Below are 20201 nucleotides of genomic sequence, written 5' to 3'. Positions count from 1 at the left end.
GCTGCTCGGCGCGGCCGGGCCGAACTCATGTGCGTTCCTTACCCGGCCCCTGCATGAGAGCCCCGGCAGCGGTTATCGGGGAGTGCATGGTGCGTTTCGGAGCCGTGGGTCTCCTTCTGATCGGTGCGGCGGCCGCGGTGTCCGCCGCCGTCCTCGTGTCCCCCTGGTGGTGGTTCGCCGCCGGCGTCCTCGCGGCCCTGGGCCTGCTGGGCAGCTACGACCTGCTCCAGCGCGGCCACACGGTCCTGCGGAACTACCCCGTCATCGGCCACGCCCGCTACCTCCTGGAAGCGATCCGCCCCGAACTCCAGCAGTACTTCGTCGAGCGCAACTTCGACGGCCGCCCCTACGACCGCGACACCCGCAACATCGTGTACGAGCGGGCCAAGGGCATCGACGCCGAGGAGCCCTTCGGCAGCGAACGCGACATGTACCAGCGGGGCTACGAGTTCCTGGTGCCGTCGATGGCCCCCGTCGACACCCCCGACACACCGCCCAGGGTCCGCATCGGCGGCCCCGACTGCGCCCAGCCGTACGACATGGCGCTGCTCAACGTCTCCGCGATGAGCTTCGGCTCCCTCTCCGCCAACGCGGTCCTCGCCCTCAACACCGGTGCGGCGCGCGGCGGTTTCGCCCAGGACACCGGCGAGGGCGGCCTCTCCGAGTACCACCTGCGCCCCGGCGGCGACCTCGTGTGGGAGATCGGTACGGGTTACTTCGGCTGCCGGACCAAGGACGGCGGCTTCGACGCCGAGAAGTTCGCCGAGAAGGCGGCCCACCCCGCCGTCAAGTGCGTCTCGCTCAAGCTGTCCCAGGGCGCCAAGCCCGGCATCGGCGGCGTCCTGCCCGGCGGCAAGGTCAACGCCGAGATAGCCGAGGTGCGCGGGGTCCCGCAGGGGGAGACGGTGATCTCACCCCCGTACCACCGGGAGTTCCACACCCCGCGCGAACTGGTCCGGTTCCTGGCCAGGATGCGGGAGCTGGCGGGCGGCAAGCCGGTCGGGTTCAAGCTCTGTCCCGGCTCGCGCACCCAGTTCCTCGCCGTCTGCAAGGCGATGCTGGCCGAGGGCATCACCCCCGACTTCATCGTGGTCGACGGTGCCGAGGGCGGTACGGGCGCCGCGCCGCTGGAGTTCGCCGACCACCTCGGCATGCCGCTCACCGAGGGGCTGATCACCGTCCACAACGCGCTGACCGGCGCCGGGCTGCGCGACCGTATCCGGGTCGGCGCCAGCGGCAAGGTCGCCACCGGCTCGGACCTGGTCAAGCGGCTCCTCATGGGCGCCGACTACACCAACGCGGCCCGCAGCATGATGTTCGCCGTCGGCTGCATCCAGGCCCAGCGCTGCCACACCAACCGCTGCCCCACCGGCGTCACCACCCAGGACCCGCGCCGCGCCCGCGCGCTCGACGTGCCCGACAAGTCCGACCGGGTCCGCCGCTACCAGGAGGCGACCGTCCGCAGCGCCCAGCAGATCATGGCCGCGATGGGCGTCACCGACCCGGGGGATCTGCGCCCGGAGATGCTGCGCCGCCGCGACACCCCGACCGGCGACTTCCGCTCCTACGCCGCGCTCTACGAGTGGCTGGCCCCCGGCGAGCTGATCGAGCGGCCGCCCGCCGCCTGGGCCGCCGAATGGAAAGCAGCCGACCCGGACCGTTTCGCCGGCTGAACCGCAGGCACCCGTACCGGTACGGCGGCACACCGTCCGCCGTACAGCAGCAGCGGGCCGCAAGGGCCCGCGGAGAGGACGCACCCCATGGCCCGCACCGTCGCCCGTCTCGTCGTCGACACGCTGGAGGAACTCGGCGTACGCCAGGTGTTCGGCGTCGTCGGCGACGCGCTCAACCCCTTCACCGACGCCATCCGCGCCTCCGAGGCCGTGTCCTGGGTGGGCTGCCGCCACGAGGAGGCGGCGGCCTTCGCGGCCGGTGCCCAGTCCCAGCTCACCGACACGCTCGGGGTCTGCATGGGCACGGTCGGTCCCGGCTCGGTCCACCTGCTGAACGGCCTGTACGACGCCGCGAAGAGCGGTACGCCGGTCCTGGCCATCGCGGGACAGGTCCCGCAGGCGGAGATCGGCACCGACTACTTCCAGGAGGTCGACAACGACCTGCTCTTCAAGGACGTCGCCGTCTTCCGCGCCACCGTCACCTCGCCCGCGCAGCTTCCCGCGCTGCTGGAGGTCGCCGTGCGCACCGCCGTCGGCCGGCGCGGGGTCGCCGTGCTGACCGTGCCCGGTGACATCGGTGACCTGGAGCTGCCCGACGACCGGCCGGTCCGGCTGTCGCTGACCGGCTCCGCCAACCGGCCGGACGACCCCGCGCTGGACGAGGCCGCCTCCGTGATCGACGACGGCGGCAAGGTCACCCTGCTCGTCGGCCGGGGAGCGCGCGGCTGCCGCGAGGAGGTGCTCGCCCTCGCCGAGCGGCTGGCCGCGCCGATGGTGATCACCCTCAAGGCCAAGGAGGGCTTCGAGGGCGACAACCCGTACCAGGTCGGCCAGACCGGCCTGATCGGCAACCCGGCCGCCGCCCACGCGATGGACCACGCCGACACCCTGGTGCTGCTCGGCACGGACTTCCCGTACCGCGACTGGTATCCGGAGGGGAAGAAGGTGATCCAGATCGACCGGGTCGCCGAGCACATCGGGCGCCGGGTGCCGGTGGACGTCGGGCTCGCGGCGGACGTCGGCCCGACCGTGCGCGGGCTGCTGGAGCGCGTCCAGCAGCGCACGGACCGGGATCATCTCGACTCCGCGCGCGAGAAGTTCACCAAGTGGCAGGACGGCCAGCGCGACCTCGCCTCGCCCGGCCACGACCGCGGGCTGATCGGCAAGGTCCGCTCCAAGTTCGACAACCGCTCGCACCTCGTACGGCCCGAGGCGCTGGCCCTGGCGGTGGACGCCGTCGCGGACGAGGACGCCATCTTCACCTCCGACACCGGCATGGCCACGGTGTGGCTCTCCCGGTTCGTGGAGATGCGCGGCGACCGCCGGCTGCTCGGCTCCTACAACCTGGGCTCGATGGCCAACGCCATGCCGCAGGCGATCGGCGCGCAGATGCTCGACAAGGACCGGCAGGTCGTCGCCTTCTGCGGGGACGGCGGGCTGTCCATGCTGCTGGGCGACCTGATGACCATCCGTACCGAGCAGTTGCCGGTCAAGCTCGTCGTCTTCGACAACCAGCGCCTCGGCATGGTCAAGCTGGAGCAGGAACAGGCCGGGCTGCCGGAGTTCGGCACGGTCCTCGACAACCCGGACTTCGCGGCCGTCGCCCAGGCCCTCGGCATCACCGGCATCCGGGTCACCCGGCCCGAGGAACTGACCGACGCGGTGAAGCGCGCGTTCGCCGAGCCGGGCCCCGTCCTGCTGGACGTGCTCACCAACCCCGACGAGATCGCCGTACCCGGCAAGGCGACCGTTCAGCAGGGCTGGGGGTTCGCCATCGCCAAGGTCAAGGAGAACCTGTCGAGTTCGGGCCGGTAGGGAGGACCGCCGCGGCGGCGCCCGGTGAGTGCACCGGGCGCCGCCGTCTCACGGCCGGGCCGGTGCGAGGTGCCGGGCGAAGAAGCGGGTGGCGCTGTCGGCCTCCACCGGGTGCCAGGCGACGTGCTCACCGGCGTTGGCGTGCAGGGACTTCTCCGCCGAGCCGAACGTGTCGAACAGGGCGAGGCTCGCCTCGCGTGGGATGCGCCCGCTGTCCCAGTGCATGACGAACTCCACCGGGACGGTGATCCGCTTCGCCGCCTCGAACAGGGCGTCCGGCCAGGTCATGCCGAAGACCGCGGCCGTGATCCGGGGCTCGGCCGCCACCAGCGGCATTCCGATCGCCATGCCCAGGCCGATGCCGACGTAGCCCACCGGCCCGCCGGTGCCGATCTCCGGGAGTTCCTGGAGGGCGTCGAGCGCCGCCCGGTACTCGGGCACGGCCTGCTCGGCCAGCCGGACGTTGTACGGGACGACGACCGGGGCCTCCGGTGCGCCCGCCGCCTGGGCCCGGCGCAGCGCGGCGACGTCTTCCGCGTCCCTTGCGGAACGCGGCCGGTCGCCGTGGCCGGGCGCGTCGAGGACGGCGGCGTGGAAGCCGCAACCGGTCACGAGCAGGCGGGCGCGGCCCGCCATCGCGCGGTGCCGCTTGGCCGCGCCGCCGCCGTGGCCCATCAGGACCAGGGGCGCGGGGCCGGTGGCGGCCGCGGGGGACCAGAGGATGCCGGGGACGTCGCCCACGGTGAAGTCACGTTCGAGGATGCCGTCCGAGGACGACTCGGCGGTGAAGCGCAGAGAGTTCATGGTGGTGCCTTTCGGGAGTGCCCAGTTGTGGAGGCGCTCCCGGCGACACCTACGTCAGTCGCCGGCCGTGACGGATGAGGGGGAGCACCCACGTCGATACAGCGTTCATGGGTCTCACCTCCTCGGGCGGTGTCACGGTCGAGTGCAAGCTATCCGGTCGGTCATGACCGCGTCCAATTCTTTTCACGGTGAGGGGCGGGCTCGCGTGAGCCCGCCCCTCGTCCGGAGATCCGCTCAGACCTCGCCGCGCCACTCGCCGGTCGCGGTGCCGCCCCGCTCCTCGATGAAGGACTTGAACCGCTTCAGGTCGCCGGTGGCCTGGCGCTTGACGAAGCCCAGCTTGTCCCCGACCTTCTCGGCCAGACCCTCCGGGTCGTAGTCGAGCTGCAGCATGACCTTGGTGGTGCCGTCGTCCAGGCGGTGGAACGTGACCACCCCGGCCTGGCGGGCCTCCCCGCCGATGCTGGCCCAGGCGACCCGCTCGTCGGGGATCTGCTCGACGATCTCCGCGTCGAACTCCCGCTCGACCCCGGCGATCTTCGTCTTCCAGTGCAGGAGGGACTCGGTGCGCTGCTCGATGCGCTCGACGCCGTCCATGAACTGGGGGAAGTCCTCGAACTGTGTCCACTGGTTGTAGGCGTCCCGTACGGGGACGTTGACCTCGATGGACTCTTCCACGTGCGACATGCCGTTTTCTCCTTGGCTGTAGCCGGTTCCGGCCGGTGTGGGTGCGGTGCCCGCGACTTCGCCGTCAGCGGCCGAAGGAGATGACGGTCCGCTCGTACTGGCTCAGCGCCTGGCCGAGGCCGAACCAGGTCGCGGGCCAGGTGGCGACGAATATGCCCCACCGGTCGGCCCGGTCCAGGCCCTGTGCCTCCACCTTGCGCGAGGTGAACCAGGACGCGATGGACAGGCCGATGGCCGCGCAGGCGACGGTGTTGGCGTGCTCGCTGCGCAGACCCTTGTCGTACAGGAACTTGATGATCATGACTCTCCCTCACGGGCTCGACGACACCTGCACCACGTTCCGGGGCGGCCGTGACGGGCGCACGCGGTGCGGAGCAATGGGGTGACGCCGCCGGGGGAGGGGCACGGTGGACGCGGGTCGGCCCCACGGGGGCAGGAGGTCGCAGGTTCCACTGCGGTCCCCCGTGGGGCCGACGTTCTCCTCGTACCCCACCAAGCGCGGCGATAGGCCCGTTCCGGGCACAGCGAAGTGGCCCGGCCGAATCCGGCCGGGCCACTTCATCGCACAGGGCGTGCTTTTACCAGCGGTACCACTTTTACCAGCGGTACCAACGGCCCTTGCGGCCGCCACTGCCGGCGGGACGCACGATGAAGCCGAGCACCCACACGATGAGCACGATCACCGCGATCCACCACAGTGCCTTGAGCGCGAAGCCCGCACCGAAAAGAATCAGAGCCAGAAGAAGAACCAGAAGCAGGGGAACCATGTTTATCAACCTCCTGACCGCCGAATGCCCGCATCCTCGCCGCGCACACACATGAATTACATCTGGTTCACGGGGTTTACGGGCCCGATGCGCGGTCATCCGCCTTCTCGTCAGGCAACAGCGGCACAGCGAGAGGTGAGCGGCATGAGCGCCAGCGAGAAGGCCAAGGCCACGACCGAGCAGGCGAGCGGCAAGGTCAAGGAGGCCGCGGGCCGCGGGGTGGGTAACGAGAAGCTGACCGCCGAGGGCCGCGCCGAGCAGGCCACGGGCGACGCCCGCCAGGCCAAGGAGAAGCTGAAGGACGCCGCCAAGGACTGAATCCGCGGCGCGTTCCGGAGGAACGGCGTGCAGCGGAACCCGCACCGCTCAGGTGTGAGGTTTCGCCGCACGCCGTTCTTTCGTGCCCGGCCATTCTTGAATCGTTGCCCATTCGTCACCAAGGGCTGTATGAAATCGTGACACCCGCCCTTTCCGTGGCCGCAGGATTTCCCTCCGGGGAATTCCGTGCGTTTTCCGGGCGAGCACCCCGTCCGGTGTCCCGGTGACCGCTGCGCCTAGCATGGGGACCCATGGAGAGACCTGCGTGAACACTCCGGCGAGTCCGTCCCGCCAGGCGCCCGGTGCCTGGTGGCGATGGCTGCACCAGCTCTGGCTGAACGCCATGGCCGTCGAGGACGTCACGGGCATAGCGGTACAGGTGTACCGTGCACTGATCCAGCTCCCCGGCGCGGCCGTCGCGGTGGGGGCCCGCTGGGGCGTAGGCGAACCTCAGTACATGCGCATGCTGTCGGCGGGCTGCGAGGACCCCGTCACCTGGCTCCCCACGGCACCCGACTGGCCCGGCGGCCCCGGCCTCCCGCCTACTCCGGACGCCGGCAGCGGCCCGCTGTCCCGCGTGTACGACCTGACCGGGCCGGAGCGGGCCGACCTCGCCCTGGTGGCGGGGCCGCTGCTCGACTCCAAGGCCGCCGTGGTGCTGGAGTGCGTCTTCCCGCTGGCCACCGGTGACACCGCCGGGCTCTGGGTCGGACTGGAGAACCTGCCCGACGCGGCGACCGTCGAGCGGCTGGGGGAGCAGCTCGCGCAGGTGGCCGATGTGCTGATGGCCAGCAACGAACGCATACTCGCGGCGCGTTCGGACGAGCGGCGGCAGGCGCGGGACGCCTTCCTGGCCGAGGCGTCGCTCCAGATGGACGCCAGCCTCGACGTACAGGAGACCCTCGGCCGGGTGGCCCGGCTCGCCGTACCCGCCGTGGCCGAGGGCTGCGCGGTGCACCTCTTCCGTCCCGACGGGCGACTGGAGCCGGTCGCGGTGGCCCATGTCGCGGTCACCGCGCAGGAACGGCTCGCCGGGATCGCGCACGACGACGCCTGGCTGGACGCCACCCTGTGCGCCGGCGCGACCCGCCGCGACAGCGTGGTGCTGCGCGGCGCCGACCTGGCGGGCGGCCCCTTCGCCCCGGACGCTGCCGACCCCGCCTTCGCCGTGTCCGCGCTCAGCGTCAGTCCGCTGCGCGCCCGCGGCCGCACCCTGGGCACCCTGACCTTCCTCTACGGCCGCGAGGACGACGGCATCGCCGACCCGCGCACCCTGGAGAACCTGGCCGGCCGCGCCGCCCTCGCCATCGACACCACCACCCTCTACGCCCAACGGCGCGAGCACGTACGGCTGTTGCAGCACCATCTGCTGCCCCGCGCGCTGCCCGAGGTCGCCGGGCTGGAACTGAGCGCCGCCTACGAGGTGGGGGACACCAGCCTCGACGTCGGCGGCGACTTCTACGACGTGGTCGCAGCCGGCGGCAAGGTCGCGCTGTTCATCGGCGACGTGTGCGGACGCGGCGCCGAGGCGGCCGCCTTCACCGCGCTGGCCCGGCACACCCTGCGCACCCTGCTGGAGGACGGCACCCGGCCCGGCCCCGCGCTGAGCAGGCTGAACCGGGTGCTCACCGACGAGCGGGCGTCCCGCTTCGTCACCGCCCTGGTCGCGGTGCTCACCCCCGTCGACGGCGGCTGGGACGCCGAGATCGCCGCCGCCGGGCACCCCTTCCCGCTGCTCCGCCGCGCCGACGGCGAGGTCACCGAGGTGCCCGCGCACGGCCTGCTCCTCGGCGTGGTCCCCGGCACCTCGTACGAGTCCGTGCGGATGCGGCTCGGCGAAGGGGACGCCGTGATGATGTTCACCGACGGTCTGATCGAGGCACGGTCGGCCGACGGCACCCATTTCGAGGAACATCTGCCCGCCGCCGTACGGGAGTTGGCGGGCGGTGAGGACCCGGCCGCCGGGATCGTGGCGGCCGCCTCGGCGTTCCGGCACCTGGGCGACGACGACACGGCCGTGCTGATCGCACGGGTGAGAGGACAGCGATGACACCGGAGCACGCCCTCGCGAGGCCGCTCGACATGCGGCGCGTCCTCGTCCTGGAGGACTCGCAGGAGGACGCGGAGGCCATCGAGCGCGCCGTGTCCCGCACCCACCCCCACCTGCGGCTGGAGTTCACCTCGCAGGGCGAGGGCCTGGTCGACCGGCTGCTGGCCGCCCCCGAGGTACCCGGCATCGTGCTGCTCGACCTCAACATGCCCGGCATGAGCGGCTTCGCGGTGCTGAAGTCGCTGCGCGCCCGGCCGGAGCTGGCGGAGATGACCGTGGTGGTCTTCACCTCCTCCACCGCCCCGGCCGAGGTCGACGCCTGCTACGCCGCCGGCGCGGACAGCTACATCTACAAGCCGCTCAACTTCGAGCTCTTCCGTACCGTCCTCAAGGGCGCCCTGGACTACTGGCAGCAGAACAGGGGTCAGTCCGCCGGCCCCTCCTCGCCGAGCGTGAAGTAGAAGGCGGCGCCCTCGCCGGGGGCGCTGCGCAGCCAGAGCCGGCCCTCGTGGCGCTCCACGATGCGCTTGACCACGGCGAGGCCCACCCCCGTGCCGCCCCCGTGCTCCTGCGGGGCGTGCAGCCGCCGGAACAGGTCGAAGACCTCCTCGTGCAGCTCCGCCGCGATGCCGATCCCGTTGTCGCGCACCACCACCGCGGGCACCGGCGTATCCGCGCCCGGCGGCACGGCGTCCTCCATGGTGACCTCCACCGTGCGGTCGGGCCGGTCGGCGGCGTACTTCGCGGCGTTGACCAGGAGGTTCAGCAGGATCTCGTAGACCCGGTCCGGGTCGGCGCTCACCCGGGGGAGCGGCTCGGGACGCAGTACCGCCACGCCCTCCTCGGCCAGGCGGGGGCCTGCCACCTCCAGCGCGCGGTCCAGGATCTCGTCGAGCGAGACGTCGGTGCGCATCAGCCCCGCCCGGCCCATCCGGGCGTAGTGCAGCAGGGAGTTGAGCAGGTCGTCCATGCGCCCGGCCAGCCGCCGCATCGTCTCCAGCCGGCGCACGCTGGTCGCGTCCAGGCCGTCCGCCGCGTCCTCCAGGGTGAAGGTGACGGCGTTGGCGATGCCCCGCAGCGGCTCCTTGAGGTCGTGCGCGGCGACATGGGCGAAGGAATCCAGGTCCAGGTTGGTCAGCCGCAACTCGTCGTTGAGCGCGGTCAGTTCGTCGGCGTGCCGGAGTACGAGCCGGGTGAACAGGCGGCCCATCTCGAGTGCGGCGGCCTCGTCCCGGGTGCTCCACGGCAGGCTGCGGCCCCGCATCATCGACCGGAAGACCGCGCCCGAGCCCCGCGGGGTCAGCCGTTCGCCGCGCGGACCCACCAGCACCGGCCGAGCCGGGTCGGCCGCCCAGGCGCGGGGGAGCGGCCGTTCCGCGCGCAGCCACGCCAGGTAGTCGCCGTCCGGGCTCAGCGGCAGCATCAGCGCCCCGGCCGGACCGTCCGCCGTGAGGGGCACGTCCACGCCGTCGTCAGCCAGCAGCTCGCCCAGCCGGTCCGTCGCCCACACCTCACCGGAGCGCAGCCGCGCCGCGTACCGGCCGAGCGCGGCGGCCAGCTCCGAGGGGACCGCCAGGCCCGCCCCGGACGCCCGTCCGCCACGTACCAGCAGTACGCCGTCGGCGTCGACCAGTTGCCGCAGCTCCGCCTCGTGCCGCAGCAGCGAGCCGTCGACGTCGGCGTCCAGCAGCTCGGCCACCGCCGACGCGTCCCGCCCGGAGCGCGTCAGTGCGTCGGCCCGCTCCCGCTCCTCGATGGCGGCCAGTTGCATGGAGAACGCCACCCCGAACAGCTCGCACGCGGAGCGCACCTCGGGCGCCAGCCGGGTGGGCGTGTCCCCGTGGCAGGCGATCAGCCCCCACAGCCGCCCCTCCCGCAGCAGCGACACCGACATCGAGGACCGCACCCCGATGTTGCGCAGATACTCCAGATGGAACTCCGAGACGGTACGCAGCGCCGCCCCCGACAGGTCCAGCGGCTCACCCGTGGCCGGACGGACCGGGGGAAGCAGGCGGGCGGTCGGGTCGTCCACGTCCGCGATCACCCTGATCCAGTTCTCCTCGTACAGCCGCCGGGCCTGCGGCGGGATGTCCGTCGCCGGGAACCACAGGCCCAGCCACGGCTCCCGTCCCTCGGCGAGGTCCTCGGCGACGACCTCGCCGGGGCCCTCCGCCCCGTCGAAGCGGTACGCCACCACCCGGTCGTACCCCGTCAGCGCCCGCACCTCGCGGGCCGCCGCCCGGCAGCAGTCCAGCACCGTGGTGGCCGAGCGCAGCCGCCGCAGGGCACGCCGGACGCCCTGGTAGAAGCCGGCGAAGCGGAGCGTGTCGCCCGGTTCGCGCGGCTCGAACTCCAGCATCACCAGACCGTCCCGGCGGTGCACACCGAGGTCGAAGGAGGACCGGACCGGCTCCGCGCCGGCCGTCACCGGGAAGGCCACGGCCACCGAATCGCCCTCCACGGCCGACTCCACCGCCTCCGCCCAGTCCGCCGCGTCCAGCACCTGAGTCACCGGCCGCCCCAGCAGCTCGGCGGCGTCCCGCCCGAGCAGCGCGCCGGTGTTCTCGGCGGCGGTGTCCACCAGACCGGTCGCCGCGTCCACCGCCAGCAAGGTGCCGTACGACTGCACGCCGCCCAGCAGGTGAATCCGCTCGGTCACGCACGCCGACAGGTCGAAACCACCCGGAACGGATGCCTCCGCGCTGCGCACACGCCGGGACAACCAGTCCTCGTCCATACGGGACCCACCCTTTTCGATCGGGGAAAGGGCAATGATGACAAAGCCGCCCGCCGAAGGCCCGCTTCCGTCCCCCGATGCCCGTCCCGCTGCGGGCTGGTCACATTTGTGCCACTCTCCTTCGCCAGGCGCACCAACTGGGCAGACTTCACACCACTCCTTGTCCGGAAGGAGTACGAAGTCGACCCTGAGGAGCACGAGTTGGTGACCCGCCTGGGCAGCGCAGACAGCCGACGGCACTACGCGACCACCCCGCGTCTCATCGAGATGCTGGACGCGATCTTCCAGGCGTTCCGGCGCCGCAGCCCCATGGCGCTGCCGGAATTCGTGCTGTACGCGGACGGCGGATCACCGGAGGGCGACGAGGCGGTACGCGGCAGCCTCGCCGAGCTGCGGCAGGAACTCCGGTCGCGGGGCGTGCCGTTCGCCGTCGTCCGGCAGTCCGCGCTCGTCGACCCCACCGACGGCGGCAGCCCCATGGTGCGCGCCCTGCGGGTCGTCCAGGCGCTCGGCGGCAAGCCCGCCCGGTCCGGGAGCGAGCCGTACGTGGAGCCGCACGCCTGGCGCGGCGGCGGACGCCAGTACGGCCAGTACACCTTCCCGCGCAGCGAGCTGCTCCTCGCCATAGAGAACGTCGTACGGGAGGCCGGCTCCGACGCCGAGCCGGACGAACTGCTGCACGGGCTGAACCGCACCGGCTGGCGCCCCGGCGGCATCCAGTGGACGGCCAGGCTGCGCGACGCCGCCACCGACGCCTCCCGTACCGTCCCCGCCCTGCTCATCGCGGTCGTCGCGGTCCTCATCACCGACAAGCCCTGGTACGTGACGCTGCTGTTCCTCGCCGTGGTGATGGCCGCGCTGCTCGCGCTGAGCATCCTGCCGGGACGCGCGCCGGTGTTCCTCGGGCTGCGCCGCGAGGTCCGCTGGTTCCTCAGCACCACCTACCTCAACCAGGGCCCGCGCGCCGACCGGGGCGAGGGCCTCACCTGGCGCCTGCTGCGGTTCTGGCCGCCGGGCGCGGTGCGCCAGCGGGTCGCCGCCGTGGCACGCGACATCCAGGACGGCGGCCTTCTCGACGAGCACCGCACCGGCAGCGGCGACGAGGACGCCCAGCGCCGCCACCTCCAGTTGCGGGTGCACGCCCTGCGCGAGGACCTGCGCGACGCGCACCGCGCCTGGTCGCTCGACCTGCGCGGCCGCAAGCGCCCCACCCCGCCGGTGCTCGTCCTCCCCGACGCCACCCCCGACAACGGCCTGATCGAACTCCTGCGCGCCATCAGCGACATCCGCAGCATCCGCAGTGAACTCGACCCGCTGCTGGTGATCGCCGCCGTACGGCACGAGGACATCGGTCTGCTGGAGCGCAGCTACGCGGCCGAGCCCGCCGCCAGCCACCTCCACGGCTCGGGCGCCGACCTGCCCGCCTGGTACGCGAGCTGGAACCGGGCCCGCCGGGTCAGCCAGTCGCCCAGCCTGGAGGGCCGCACCCTGCCGTGGGTGCTGCGGGTGCCGCTGCCGGAGGGGCTGCTGACCCTCCCCGACCTCGGCGTCGGCTCCCCGCGCCGCTCCCGGCTGTCCACCGGGCGCCCCCGCTGGACCTGGCTGTGGTCGCTGCCCGCCCTGGCCCTCGTGCTCGCGGCCACCGGGCTCGGCCTCGGCGTCCGCGACCACCGGCTGGCCAGCCAGTACTGCTCCAGCGACCTGCGCGGCGCCAACCAGGACACCCGCCGCGTCGAGACGCCGGGTGGCAAGGGCCCCGAGTGCGTCGGCGTGGCGACCGGCGGGGTCACCTTCCCGGTCGCACGGCAGCTCCAGGAACTCATCCGCGAGGAGAACGCGGCGATCGGCAACAGCAGTTACGTCACGCTGGTCTACGCGGGTCCACTCAGCGGACCCGACCCGGAGGGCAAGAACGACGACCAACTGGTCAAGGGCTTCGAGGAGTTGCGCGGCGCCTACATCGCCCAGCACGCCAACAACGCCTCCCAGCCGGTGAAGCTGCGCCTGCTGGTCGCCAACGGCGGGACGGACATGGCCAGTCAGGCCACGATGGCCAAGCGGATCGTGGAGGTCGCGCGGCGCGACCGTACGATCGTCGGCGTGGTCGGCATCGGACGCGACATGACCGACACCGACCAGGTGCTGGAGACCCTGCGCGAGGCCGAACTCCCCGTCGTCTCCGGCACCAACTCCGGCACCTGGCTGCTCGACAAGCCCAACTTCTTCAACCTGGCCGCCACGGACCAGTGGCAGGTACGGCAACTGCGGTTGCTGGCGGACCAGTTGCGCGTACCCGGCACCCATGGTTACGGCACCGCCGGCCGCGCCGTCGTCCTCGGCCGCAGCCCCGTCACCAACGACCGCTACACCCGCGAGCAGATGGACCACGGCGCCCGGATGCTCATCGACGTGGGCTACCGCGTCGACCGGCTGGAACGGTACGAACTGAGCAACGGCCGCCCGGTCCTCGGCCGCCAGGTCGACCAGATCTGCCAGGAGGGCGAGGTGCCCCGGGTCGTCTACTTCGCGGGCCGCACCGAGGACGTCAACGCGCTGATGGACGGCATCACCTCCGAGCCCGGCTGCAACGGCAAGCAGATCGCGGTGCTCGCCGGGGACGACCTCTCCCAGGCCGGGTTCGACTCCGAGCGCAGCAGCGTCGCCGCCAACGTCACCCTCTACCACCTGGTACTCACCGCCCCGGGCACCAAGAAGCAGGGCACCATCTTCGTCAACAACCTGCGCAAACTCGGCCCCGAGCAGGAGAAGATCCTCGGCCTGAGCGCGGCGACCCCGCAGACCGACAGCGCGCTCAGCGACGGACAGACGATGCTGATGCACGACGCGACCGAGGTGCTCTACCGCGCCGCGACCGGCGACGGCCGGCCACGCGGGCGGGCCGAGGCATGGTCCGGCCTGCTGCGCACCAACATCGACAACCTCGCCACCGGCCGCATCGACTTCACCGCCGTCACCCACGACAACGCCCGCGACCAGGGCCTCGAACCCGGCACCCGCGACAACTACGCCATCTCCCTGGTCCGCGTCGCCAACACCGGCGGCGCCCACTACGACCGCACCGTCCTCTGCTCCCGCCGCGCGGGCAACCGGGAACCCCTGACGGAGAAGGAGTGCGACGTAAACCGAAAGGCCCCGTCGTCCCCACAGCCGCGTCCTTAGGGGGAATCCGCAGGCGGCAGCGGCTGGTGCCAGTCGCCCAGATCCGTGAGGAGGAATTGGCGGGCAAGTGGGCGGACTTCGCCCCACACCGGCTCCACGGCCAGCTCGTCGGCCCAGAGTCCGGTGTGGGGCGCGTCCGCGATTTCACCGAGCCGCCGCTCAACGGCACGCGTGTCGGCGAGAGTTGCGGGATCGCCCAGCCCGCGCTCCACCAGCCCCTCCCAGATCCGGCAGAGCTGCCGCACCTCTTCGACCACGGAACTCGTCTCCACGGTCTGCCTGCCCAGCCACGCGAGCTGGTCCGAAGGGTCGGCCGCGAGGAGGGTCATGAAGCGCAGCGCCCAGGTGCGCAGGTGTGCGTCGCCGAGGTCATTCATACGGGCACGCTCGCATCCGGGTCGTCGGCCGTGCCAATGAGCGCCTCGCGCAGCCACGCCTCGGCCGCGCCCGGCGTCGGCTCCGGTGGGGCGCCGGGCGGGGTCGCCAGCTCGGACACCACCTCCCAGTAGTGGTCGAGACGGGGCTCGTCGGCGAGGACCCCGGTCAGCCGCCGCCGGAACGCCGCGCTGTCACGGGCGCCCCCGGCCTCCGCCCAGGTACCGACGAACCGGTCCAGGGCCGCACCCCCGGCCGGGGCACGCCCGGCCCGCAGCTCCGGTGCGGCGAGGTCGTACGCCTCCTGGAGCCCGGAGTAGAGAACGGCGAAGCGGAAGCCGTCCTTGAACCGCTTCGGCGCGGGCGGCCGGTCCAGAAGGCCCGGCGGGCAGGGCGCCGTGACGATCGCCCGCAGCCGCCCGAAGGCCAGGACGTGCGCCGGGGTGGGGTCGTGGGGCGGCGGGGGTACCGCGGTGTCGACGATCCCGGCCAGCAGGGGCGCCGGCAGCCGGGCCGGGAAGAGCCAGCGCCGCCAGAAGCGGGCGAGGACGTCGGTGTCGGGCGGGAGGCCCATGGCACCGATGAGGTCCAGCCGCCGGGCACGCTCGTCGGGCGAGCAGTCCGTGAGGAGGTGGAGCGCGGCTTCCCGCCAGCGCAGCGCGCTGAGCTGGGGCCGCAGTTCGCGCAGGCGGTCCGCGACCAGTCCCTCCAGCGCGTCGTCCCGCTCCAGCGCCCGGCCCACGTCCGGTACCGGCAGGTCGAGGGTGCGCAGGGAGCGGATCATCCGCAGTCGGCCCAGTGCTTCCGGGCCGTAGCGGCGGTGGCCTCCGGAGCTGCGGCCGGTCTCGGGCAGCAGTCCCTGGTCGGAGTAGAAGCGGACGGTCTTCACGGTGACGCCCGCCCGCGCGGCGAGTTCCCCGATGCTCCACGACGTACTGCCGGTCACGCCTTGAACCTCCTCCAGGGGGAGTTCCTACGGTAGCGGCGCGCGGCCGGCGACAGGGCCGCGCCGGACCAGTGGGAGGAGTCGGGGATGACAGGGGACACAGGGGCCGGGGCCGCGTTCGTCCTGGTACCGGAGGCGCACACGGGGGACTGGGTGTGGGATCGGGTGGCGGCGGCGCTGCGGCGGGCGGGGGCGAGGGTGCTCTGCGCGACGCTCGCCGGGGGCGGTCCCGCCGGCTCGGCCGACTTGGAGACGCACATCGCGGAGGTGATCCGCCAGGTGGACGCGGCGGGGGAGCGCGTGGTGCTCGTCGGGCACGGCTACGGACTGCTCCCCGCACTGGGCGCCGCCGACCGGCGCCGGGACCGGGTGGTCCGACTCGTCCACCTGGACGCGGCCGGGCTGCCCGAGGACGGCGACAGCGCCTTCGACGTACTCCCCGCCCTGCCGCGACCCACGAGCGACGCGACCGAGGTCCCGCCACCGACGCGCGAGGAATGGCACCGGCTGGGCAGCACCGACGGGCTGACCCCCGCCGCCCTCGACCAGCTCGCCGCACGGGCCCTACCGCAGCCCGCCGCCACTCTCACCCAGCCGCTACGGCTCTCCGAGCGTGCCGCCCGCATCCCGAGGACCGGAATCCTGTGCCCGGCGGACGGCTCGACCCTCGACCGGCTGCGCTGGATGGCGTCCCTGGGCGACCCCCGTCTGAGCCTGCTCACCGCGCCGGGCAACACCTTCCTCGAACTGCCCACCGGCCACTGGCCGATGCTGTCGGAGCCGGACCTGCTGGCCAAGGCCCTGCGGCAGGCGGCGGCGGGCGAGGGGGAGAGCCTCGCACTCCCTCCGGGGCATGTACCGGACCATCTGCGGCCGTTCGTCCTGGAGTTGGCGGACCGGCCACGGGAGCGCCGGGAGCACGTCGACCTGTATCTGCCCGATGGCCAAGAGGCCCGCCCCGCCGTGGTGTTCGTGCACGGCGGCCCGCTGCCCGCCGGTATCCGGCCGACGCCACGGGACTGGCCGACCTTCACCGGCTACGCGAGCCTCGCCGCCCAACTGGGCGCTGTGGGCGTCACATTGGACCACCGGATGCACGCGCCAGACGACCTCGAACGCGCCGCCGAGGACGTGTCCGCAGCCGTCGATCTCATCCGCGCCCATCCCCGGGTCGACGGTGACCGGGTGGCCCTCTGGTTCTTCTCCGGCAGCGGCCCCTTGTCGGCGCCCTGGCTGTCCGCCCCGCCGCCGTGGCTGCGGTGCCTCGCGGTCAACTACCCACTCCTGGAACCGCTTCCGGGCCACGGCACGGACGGCGACCGGTTCCGTCCGGCAGCGGCGGTGCGCGGTGCGGGAGACCTGCCGATCGTGCTCACGCGCGTAGGTCAAGAGGACCCGATGCTCGACGCGACCGTGGAACGCTTCCTGGACGCCGCCGGTGAGTGCGGTACCGAGGTGGAGGTCATCGCCGCCCCGCGCTGCCGGCACGGCTTCGAGACGGTGGACCACACCGAGGAGGCGCGTGCCGTCGTACGGGAGGCGATGAACCGGGTGCTCGGCAACCTCGAAGCCTGATCCACACTTCCGTGGGCGAACGGGTTTGGTTTCTGGTTGTTCCTGAGTGATTCCGTTGGAGAATGTTCCGTGTTACGTTCCCCGCACCTCACCGCCGGGCCAACGCCCGTGCCGGGGTGCGGGGTTCGGCCCCGCTCGCGCGCCGCCCGTCCCACCGCACGGACTCCCGCTTCCGGCCTGCTCGATGGTCAGCGCGACGGAATCCGCGCACCGTCCTGCCCGTCCAGTTCTGCCCTGGAGGAGTTCGATGCGTCGTCTGATCGCCTACCTGGCGGCCCTGTTGATGGCCGTCGGCGGCATCCTCGTCGGCACCACCGGTGTTGCGGCCGCCGCCGTCGTCCCCAAGTCGCCGCCGCTGACCACCCCGTGGACCAGCCAGGTGTCCACCACCAACCCGCTGCCCGAGTACCCGCGTCCGCAGATGACGCGCCCCGACTGGCAGTCCCTCAACGGCGAGTGGGAGTTCCTCAACCCGCCCACCGACGCCGCCGGGAACGTCAACCGCAACGCCGCCCCGCCGCTGGGCCAGACCCTGCCCGAGCGCATCCTCGTCCCGTACCCGGTCGAGTCCGCGCTGTCGGGCATCATGCGCAACGACAACCGCGACCTGATGTTCTACCGGCGCACCTTCACCGTTCCCCAGGGCTGGAACGGCCGGCACGTCCAACTGCACTTCGGCGCCGTCGACTACGAGGCCACCGTCTGGGTCAACGGCACCCAGGTCGCCACCCACCGGGGCGGCTACGACCGCTTCGAGACCGACATCACGGCCCAGCTCAACGGCGGTACCAACGAAATCGTCGTACGGGTCTACGACCCCACCGACGGGCGTGGCGAGAAGCAGCCCCTCGGCAAGCAGGTCGCCAACCCGAGCGGCATCTTCTACACCCCCACCTCCGGCATCTGGCAGACCGTGTGGATGGAACCCACCCCGGCCTCCTCCCTCTACTCCGTCGACATCCGCGCCGACCTGGCCACCAACACCGCCCGCGTCAAGGTCTTCACCCGCGGTGACGTCACCGGCCACACCGTGCTCGCGGAGGCGCTGAACGGCACCACGGTCGTCGGCCGGGCCACCGGCGGCTTCACCGAGTTCTCCGTACCCGTGCCGGACGCCCGGCGGTGGTCGCCCGACGATCCGTTCCTGTACGACATGAAGGTCACCCTGCGCAACGCCTCAGGCGCCGCCGTCGACAGCGTCACCAGCTACTTCGGCATGCGCGAGATCGGCAAGAAGAAGCTGAACGGGGTGCTGCGGCCCACGCTCAACGGGGAGTTCGTCTTCCAGATCGGCACCCTGGACCAGGGGTTCTGGCCGGACGGCCTGTACACCGCGCCCACCGACGCGGCACTCGCCTCCGACATCCAGAAGCACAAGGACCTCGGCTTCAACATGGTCCGCAAGCACATCAAGGTCGAACCGGCCCGCTGGTACTACCACGCCGACCGGCTGGGCCTCCTGGTCTGGCAGGACGTGCCCTCCACCCCCGCCTTCGACCAGAACCGCACCAGCGCCCAGACCGCCCAGTACGAGACGGAGGCCCGCGAGATCATCGACGAGCACCGCTTCTCCCCGGCGGTGGTCACCTATGTCCCCTTCAACGAGGGCTGGGGCGAGTGGGACCTGAACGCCACCCGGCGCGTCACCACCAACCTGAAGAACTACGACCCCTCCCGCCTGGTCGACGCCCACAGCGGCTACAACTGCTGTGCCTCCAAGGGCGATCCGGGCACCGGTGACATCCTCGACTGGCACGTCTACACCGGCCCCGATGCACCCGCACCGACCGACACCCGGGTCTCCGTACTCGGCGAGTTCGGCGGCATCGGCCTGCGCACACCGGGCCACGAATACAGCCCCGACGGCAAGTTCTTCGCCTACGAGCAGGTGTCCAGCAATGCTCAACTCAACGACCGCTACACGGGCATGGTCCGCGACGTTCAGCAACTCATGACCACCAAGGGGGTGTCGGCGTACGTCTATACCGAGATCACCGACGTGGAGGGCGAGTACAACGGACTTTTCAGCTACGACCGGCGGGTGCAGAAGGTCGACACGAGTCAGCTCCGCACCGCGCACCGCAACCTGATCGCCGCCTCCCGCAACCTCAACTCCGCCGCCCCGCTCACCCTCGGGCACGTACGGTCCTTCAAGGTCACCACGCCCGGCTTCACCGACCGCTACCTGCGCCACTCCGACTCGCTGGCCCGCACCGACGTGCTCACCGGCACCTCACCCGACGGCGCCCGTCAGGACGCCTCCTTCCGCACGGTGACCGGCCTGTCCGACCCGCGCTGCTACTCCTTCGAGTCGGTGAACTTCCCCGGCCGCTACCTGCGCCACGCGTCGGGCCGAGTGCGCGTCGACGCCGACACCGGCGGCTCCTTCGCCGCCGACGCCACCTGGTGCGCCCGGCCCGGACTCGCCGCCGGCGGCACCTCGTTGGAGTCGGCCAACTTCCCCGGCTCCTACCTGCGGCACTACGCCGACAACGTGTACCTCGCCCGCAGCGGCGGCCCCAACGCCTGGGACACCGCGACCTCGTTCGCCGCCGACGCCACGTGGAACGTGGGCCAGCCCGCCCTCTGGCGCAGCTCGGTGCTCCTGCCCACCGACGTACGGCGCTCCCTCCAGGTCACCACCTGGGGCTTCACCAACCGCTACCTCCGTCACGCCGACAGCCTCGCCTACACCGAGGTCGTGGACGCGGGCAGCAGCGCCCAGCTCAAGCAGGACGCCACCTACACGGTGCGCCGGGGGCTCGCGGACTCCTCCTGCTACTCGTTCGAGTCGGTCAACTTCCCCGGCCAGTTCCTCCGCCACGCCGACAGCCGGGCCCGCAACTCGCCCGACGACGGCTCCGCTCTCTTCCGCGCCGACGCCACCTTCTGCGCCCGCCCCGGCCTGAGCGGCACCGGCGTCACCTTCGAATCCCTCAACATCCCCGGCTCCTACCTCCGCCACTTCGAGGCCCAGGTCCACATCGCCTCCGGCACCGCGAGCACCGGCTACAACCGCCCGCAAACGCTGACGGCGGACAGCAGTTGGACCCTGGCGGCGCCCTGGGCACCGTGAGGTCGTAGCCGCAGAACATGACGATCTCCTGGACGGTCTGCGGAGCGAAGAACCGCAGGCCGTCCGGCCTGTCCGTCGGCATCAAGTCAACTGCCGCACAAGCGAGTTCGAGCACCGGGTGTTGACAGTTCTGTTCGGCGGTCGCACGGTGGGAGCGCTCCCAAGGTAGGTGCACGGCCCAGTGCCGGGCACCGTCAG

At 72.1% G+C, this 20201-nt stretch carries 15 protein-coding genes and 1 pseudogene; 9 read left to right on the top strand and 7 right to left on the bottom strand.

Translation table 11 applies throughout. The features are described from left to right. Nucleotides 1–86: 86 nt before the first annotated feature. Both E5083_RS07835 and E5083_RS07830 read left to right on the top strand, forming a co-directional pair. Nucleotides 87–1673: an FMN-binding glutamate synthase family protein gene (locus E5083_RS07835; RefSeq protein WP_135784860.1), complete on the top strand. Its 1587-nt coding sequence runs from the start codon at nt 87–89 to the stop codon at nt 1671–1673. Between the two features lie 87 nt (nt 1674–1760). Continuing rightward, nucleotides 1761–3488: a thiamine pyrophosphate-dependent enzyme gene (locus E5083_RS07830; RefSeq protein WP_135784859.1), complete on the top strand. Its 1728-nt coding sequence runs from the start codon at nt 1761–1763 to the stop codon at nt 3486–3488. Between the two features lie 48 nt (nt 3489–3536). Here E5083_RS07830 and E5083_RS07825 read toward each other — a convergent pair whose 3' ends face one another. From E5083_RS07825 to E5083_RS07810, 4 genes are all read right to left on the bottom strand, one after another. Continuing rightward, the gene (locus E5083_RS07825) at nt 3537–4292 is read right to left on the bottom strand and encodes a dienelactone hydrolase family protein (protein WP_135784858.1); all 756 of its coding nucleotides are present in this window, start codon (nt 4290–4292) and stop codon (nt 3537–3539) included. A 234-nt stretch (nt 4293–4526) separates the two neighbouring features. Further along, entirely contained in the window at nt 4527–4979 is a 453-nt protein-coding gene (locus E5083_RS07820) for an SRPBCC family protein (protein WP_030805407.1), read from the bottom strand. Between the two features lie 64 nt (nt 4980–5043). Further along, nucleotides 5044–5280 (bottom strand): hypothetical protein, encoded by a 237-nt coding sequence (locus E5083_RS07815; protein WP_135784857.1) that lies wholly within the window; start codon nt 5278–5280, stop codon nt 5044–5046. Nucleotides 5281–5575: 295 nt separating this feature from the next. Further along, the gene (locus E5083_RS07810) at nt 5576–5746 is read right to left on the bottom strand and encodes a hypothetical protein (protein WP_030805403.1); all 171 of its coding nucleotides are present in this window, start codon (nt 5744–5746) and stop codon (nt 5576–5578) included. Between the two features lie 144 nt (nt 5747–5890). Between E5083_RS07810 and E5083_RS07805 the strand changes: the two genes are divergently transcribed. From E5083_RS07805 to E5083_RS07795, 3 genes are all read left to right on the top strand, one after another. After that, entirely contained in the window at nt 5891–6064 is a 174-nt protein-coding gene (locus E5083_RS07805) for a CsbD family protein (protein WP_135784856.1), read from the top strand. Nucleotides 6065–6329: 265 nt separating this feature from the next. Then, entirely contained in the window at nt 6330–8114 is a 1785-nt protein-coding gene (locus E5083_RS07800; protein ID WP_244317420.1) for a PP2C family protein-serine/threonine phosphatase, read from the top strand. Further along, nucleotides 8111–8575: a response regulator gene (locus E5083_RS07795; RefSeq protein ID WP_135784854.1), complete on the top strand. Its 465-nt coding sequence runs from the start codon at nt 8111–8113 to the stop codon at nt 8573–8575. Before E5083_RS07800 ends, E5083_RS07795 begins: the two co-directional genes overlap by 4 nt. Here the strand turns inward: E5083_RS07795 and E5083_RS07790 are convergent. Beyond that, nucleotides 8539–10851: an ATP-binding protein gene (locus E5083_RS07790; RefSeq protein ID WP_135784853.1), complete on the bottom strand. Its 2313-nt coding sequence runs from the start codon at nt 10849–10851 to the stop codon at nt 8539–8541. The two genes, E5083_RS07795 and E5083_RS07790, sit on opposite strands and share 37 nt — an antisense overlap. Nucleotides 10852–11052: 201 nt before the next feature. On the opposite strand from E5083_RS07790, the gene E5083_RS07785 reads away from it, so the two are divergent. Continuing rightward, nucleotides 11053–14031 carry a type 1 periplasmic-binding domain-containing protein gene (locus tag E5083_RS07785; protein WP_135784852.1) on the top strand — a complete coding sequence of 993 codons (2979 nt, stop codon included), beginning with the start codon at nt 11053–11055 and terminating at the stop codon, nt 14029–14031. Here E5083_RS07785 and E5083_RS07780 read toward each other — a convergent pair. Continuing rightward, nucleotides 14028–14408 carry a hypothetical protein gene (locus E5083_RS07780; protein WP_135784851.1) on the bottom strand — a complete coding sequence of 127 codons (381 nt, stop codon included), beginning with the start codon at nt 14406–14408 and terminating at the stop codon, nt 14028–14030. The two genes, E5083_RS07785 and E5083_RS07780, sit on opposite strands and share 4 nt — an antisense overlap. Beyond that, entirely contained in the window at nt 14405–15352 is a 948-nt protein-coding gene (locus E5083_RS07775) for a MerR family transcriptional regulator (protein WP_135784850.1), read from the bottom strand. Before E5083_RS07775 ends, E5083_RS07780 begins: the two co-directional genes overlap by 4 nt. Before the next feature lie 87 nt (nt 15353–15439). Between E5083_RS07775 and E5083_RS07770 the strand changes: the two genes are divergently transcribed. The 3 genes and pseudogenes from E5083_RS07770 to E5083_RS32235 all read left to right on the top strand — a co-directional run bounded on the left by E5083_RS07770 (nt 15440) and on the right by E5083_RS32235 (nt 20003). After that, nucleotides 15440–16927 carry an alpha/beta hydrolase family protein gene (locus tag E5083_RS07770; RefSeq protein ID WP_135784849.1) on the top strand — a complete coding sequence of 496 codons (1488 nt, stop codon included), beginning with the start codon at nt 15440–15442 and terminating at the stop codon, nt 16925–16927. A gap of 247 nt (nt 16928–17174) precedes the next feature. Further along, nucleotides 17175–19508: pseudogene (locus tag E5083_RS07765) on the top strand (AbfB domain-containing protein); the annotation flags it as partial. Then, nucleotides 19497–20003: an AbfB domain-containing protein gene (locus E5083_RS32235; RefSeq protein WP_425276710.1), complete on the top strand. Its 507-nt coding sequence runs from the start codon at nt 19497–19499 to the stop codon at nt 20001–20003. The pseudogene E5083_RS07765 and the gene E5083_RS32235, both read left to right, overlap by 12 nt. The last annotated feature ends 198 nt before the right edge of the window (nt 20004–20201 follow it).

The organism is Streptomyces bauhiniae (assembly GCF_004784475.1).
Lineage (GTDB): Bacteria > Actinomycetota > Actinomycetes > Streptomycetales > Streptomycetaceae > Streptomyces > Streptomyces seoulensis.
Note: the sequence above shows the minus strand (reverse complement) of the source record. Positions and strands in the feature narration are given on the sequence as shown.

Bases quoted from the DNA above. Each gene is read 5' to 3' on its own strand.
- E5083_RS07780 (WP_135784851.1), bottom strand. From the start codon at position 14,408: ATGAATGACCTCGGCGACGCACACCTGCGCACCTGGGCGCTGCGCTTC.
- E5083_RS07770 (WP_135784849.1), top strand. From the start codon at position 15,440: ATGACAGGGGACACAGGGGCCGGGGCCGCGTTCGTCCTGGTACCGGAG.
- E5083_RS07810 (WP_030805403.1), bottom strand. From the start codon at position 5,746: ATGGTTCCCCTGCTTCTGGTTCTTCTTCTGGCTCTGATTCTTTTCGGT.
- E5083_RS07820 (WP_030805407.1), bottom strand. From the start codon at position 4,979: ATGTCGCACGTGGAAGAGTCCATCGAGGTCAACGTCCCCGTACGGGAC.
- E5083_RS07830 (WP_135784859.1), top strand. From the start codon at position 1,761: ATGGCCCGCACCGTCGCCCGTCTCGTCGTCGACACGCTGGAGGAACTC.
- E5083_RS07790 (WP_135784853.1), bottom strand. From the start codon at position 10,851: ATGGACGAGGACTGGTTGTCCCGGCGTGTGCGCAGCGCGGAGGCATCC.
- E5083_RS07815 (WP_135784857.1), bottom strand. From the start codon at position 5,280: ATGATCATCAAGTTCCTGTACGACAAGGGTCTGCGCAGCGAGCACGCC.
- E5083_RS07795 (WP_135784854.1), top strand. From the start codon at position 8,111: ATGACACCGGAGCACGCCCTCGCGAGGCCGCTCGACATGCGGCGCGTC.
- E5083_RS07825 (WP_135784858.1), bottom strand. From the start codon at position 4,292: ATGAACTCTCTGCGCTTCACCGCCGAGTCGTCCTCGGACGGCATCCTC.
- E5083_RS07835 (WP_135784860.1), top strand. From the start codon at position 87: ATGGTGCGTTTCGGAGCCGTGGGTCTCCTTCTGATCGGTGCGGCGGCC.
- E5083_RS07805 (WP_135784856.1), top strand. From the start codon at position 5,891: ATGAGCGCCAGCGAGAAGGCCAAGGCCACGACCGAGCAGGCGAGCGGC.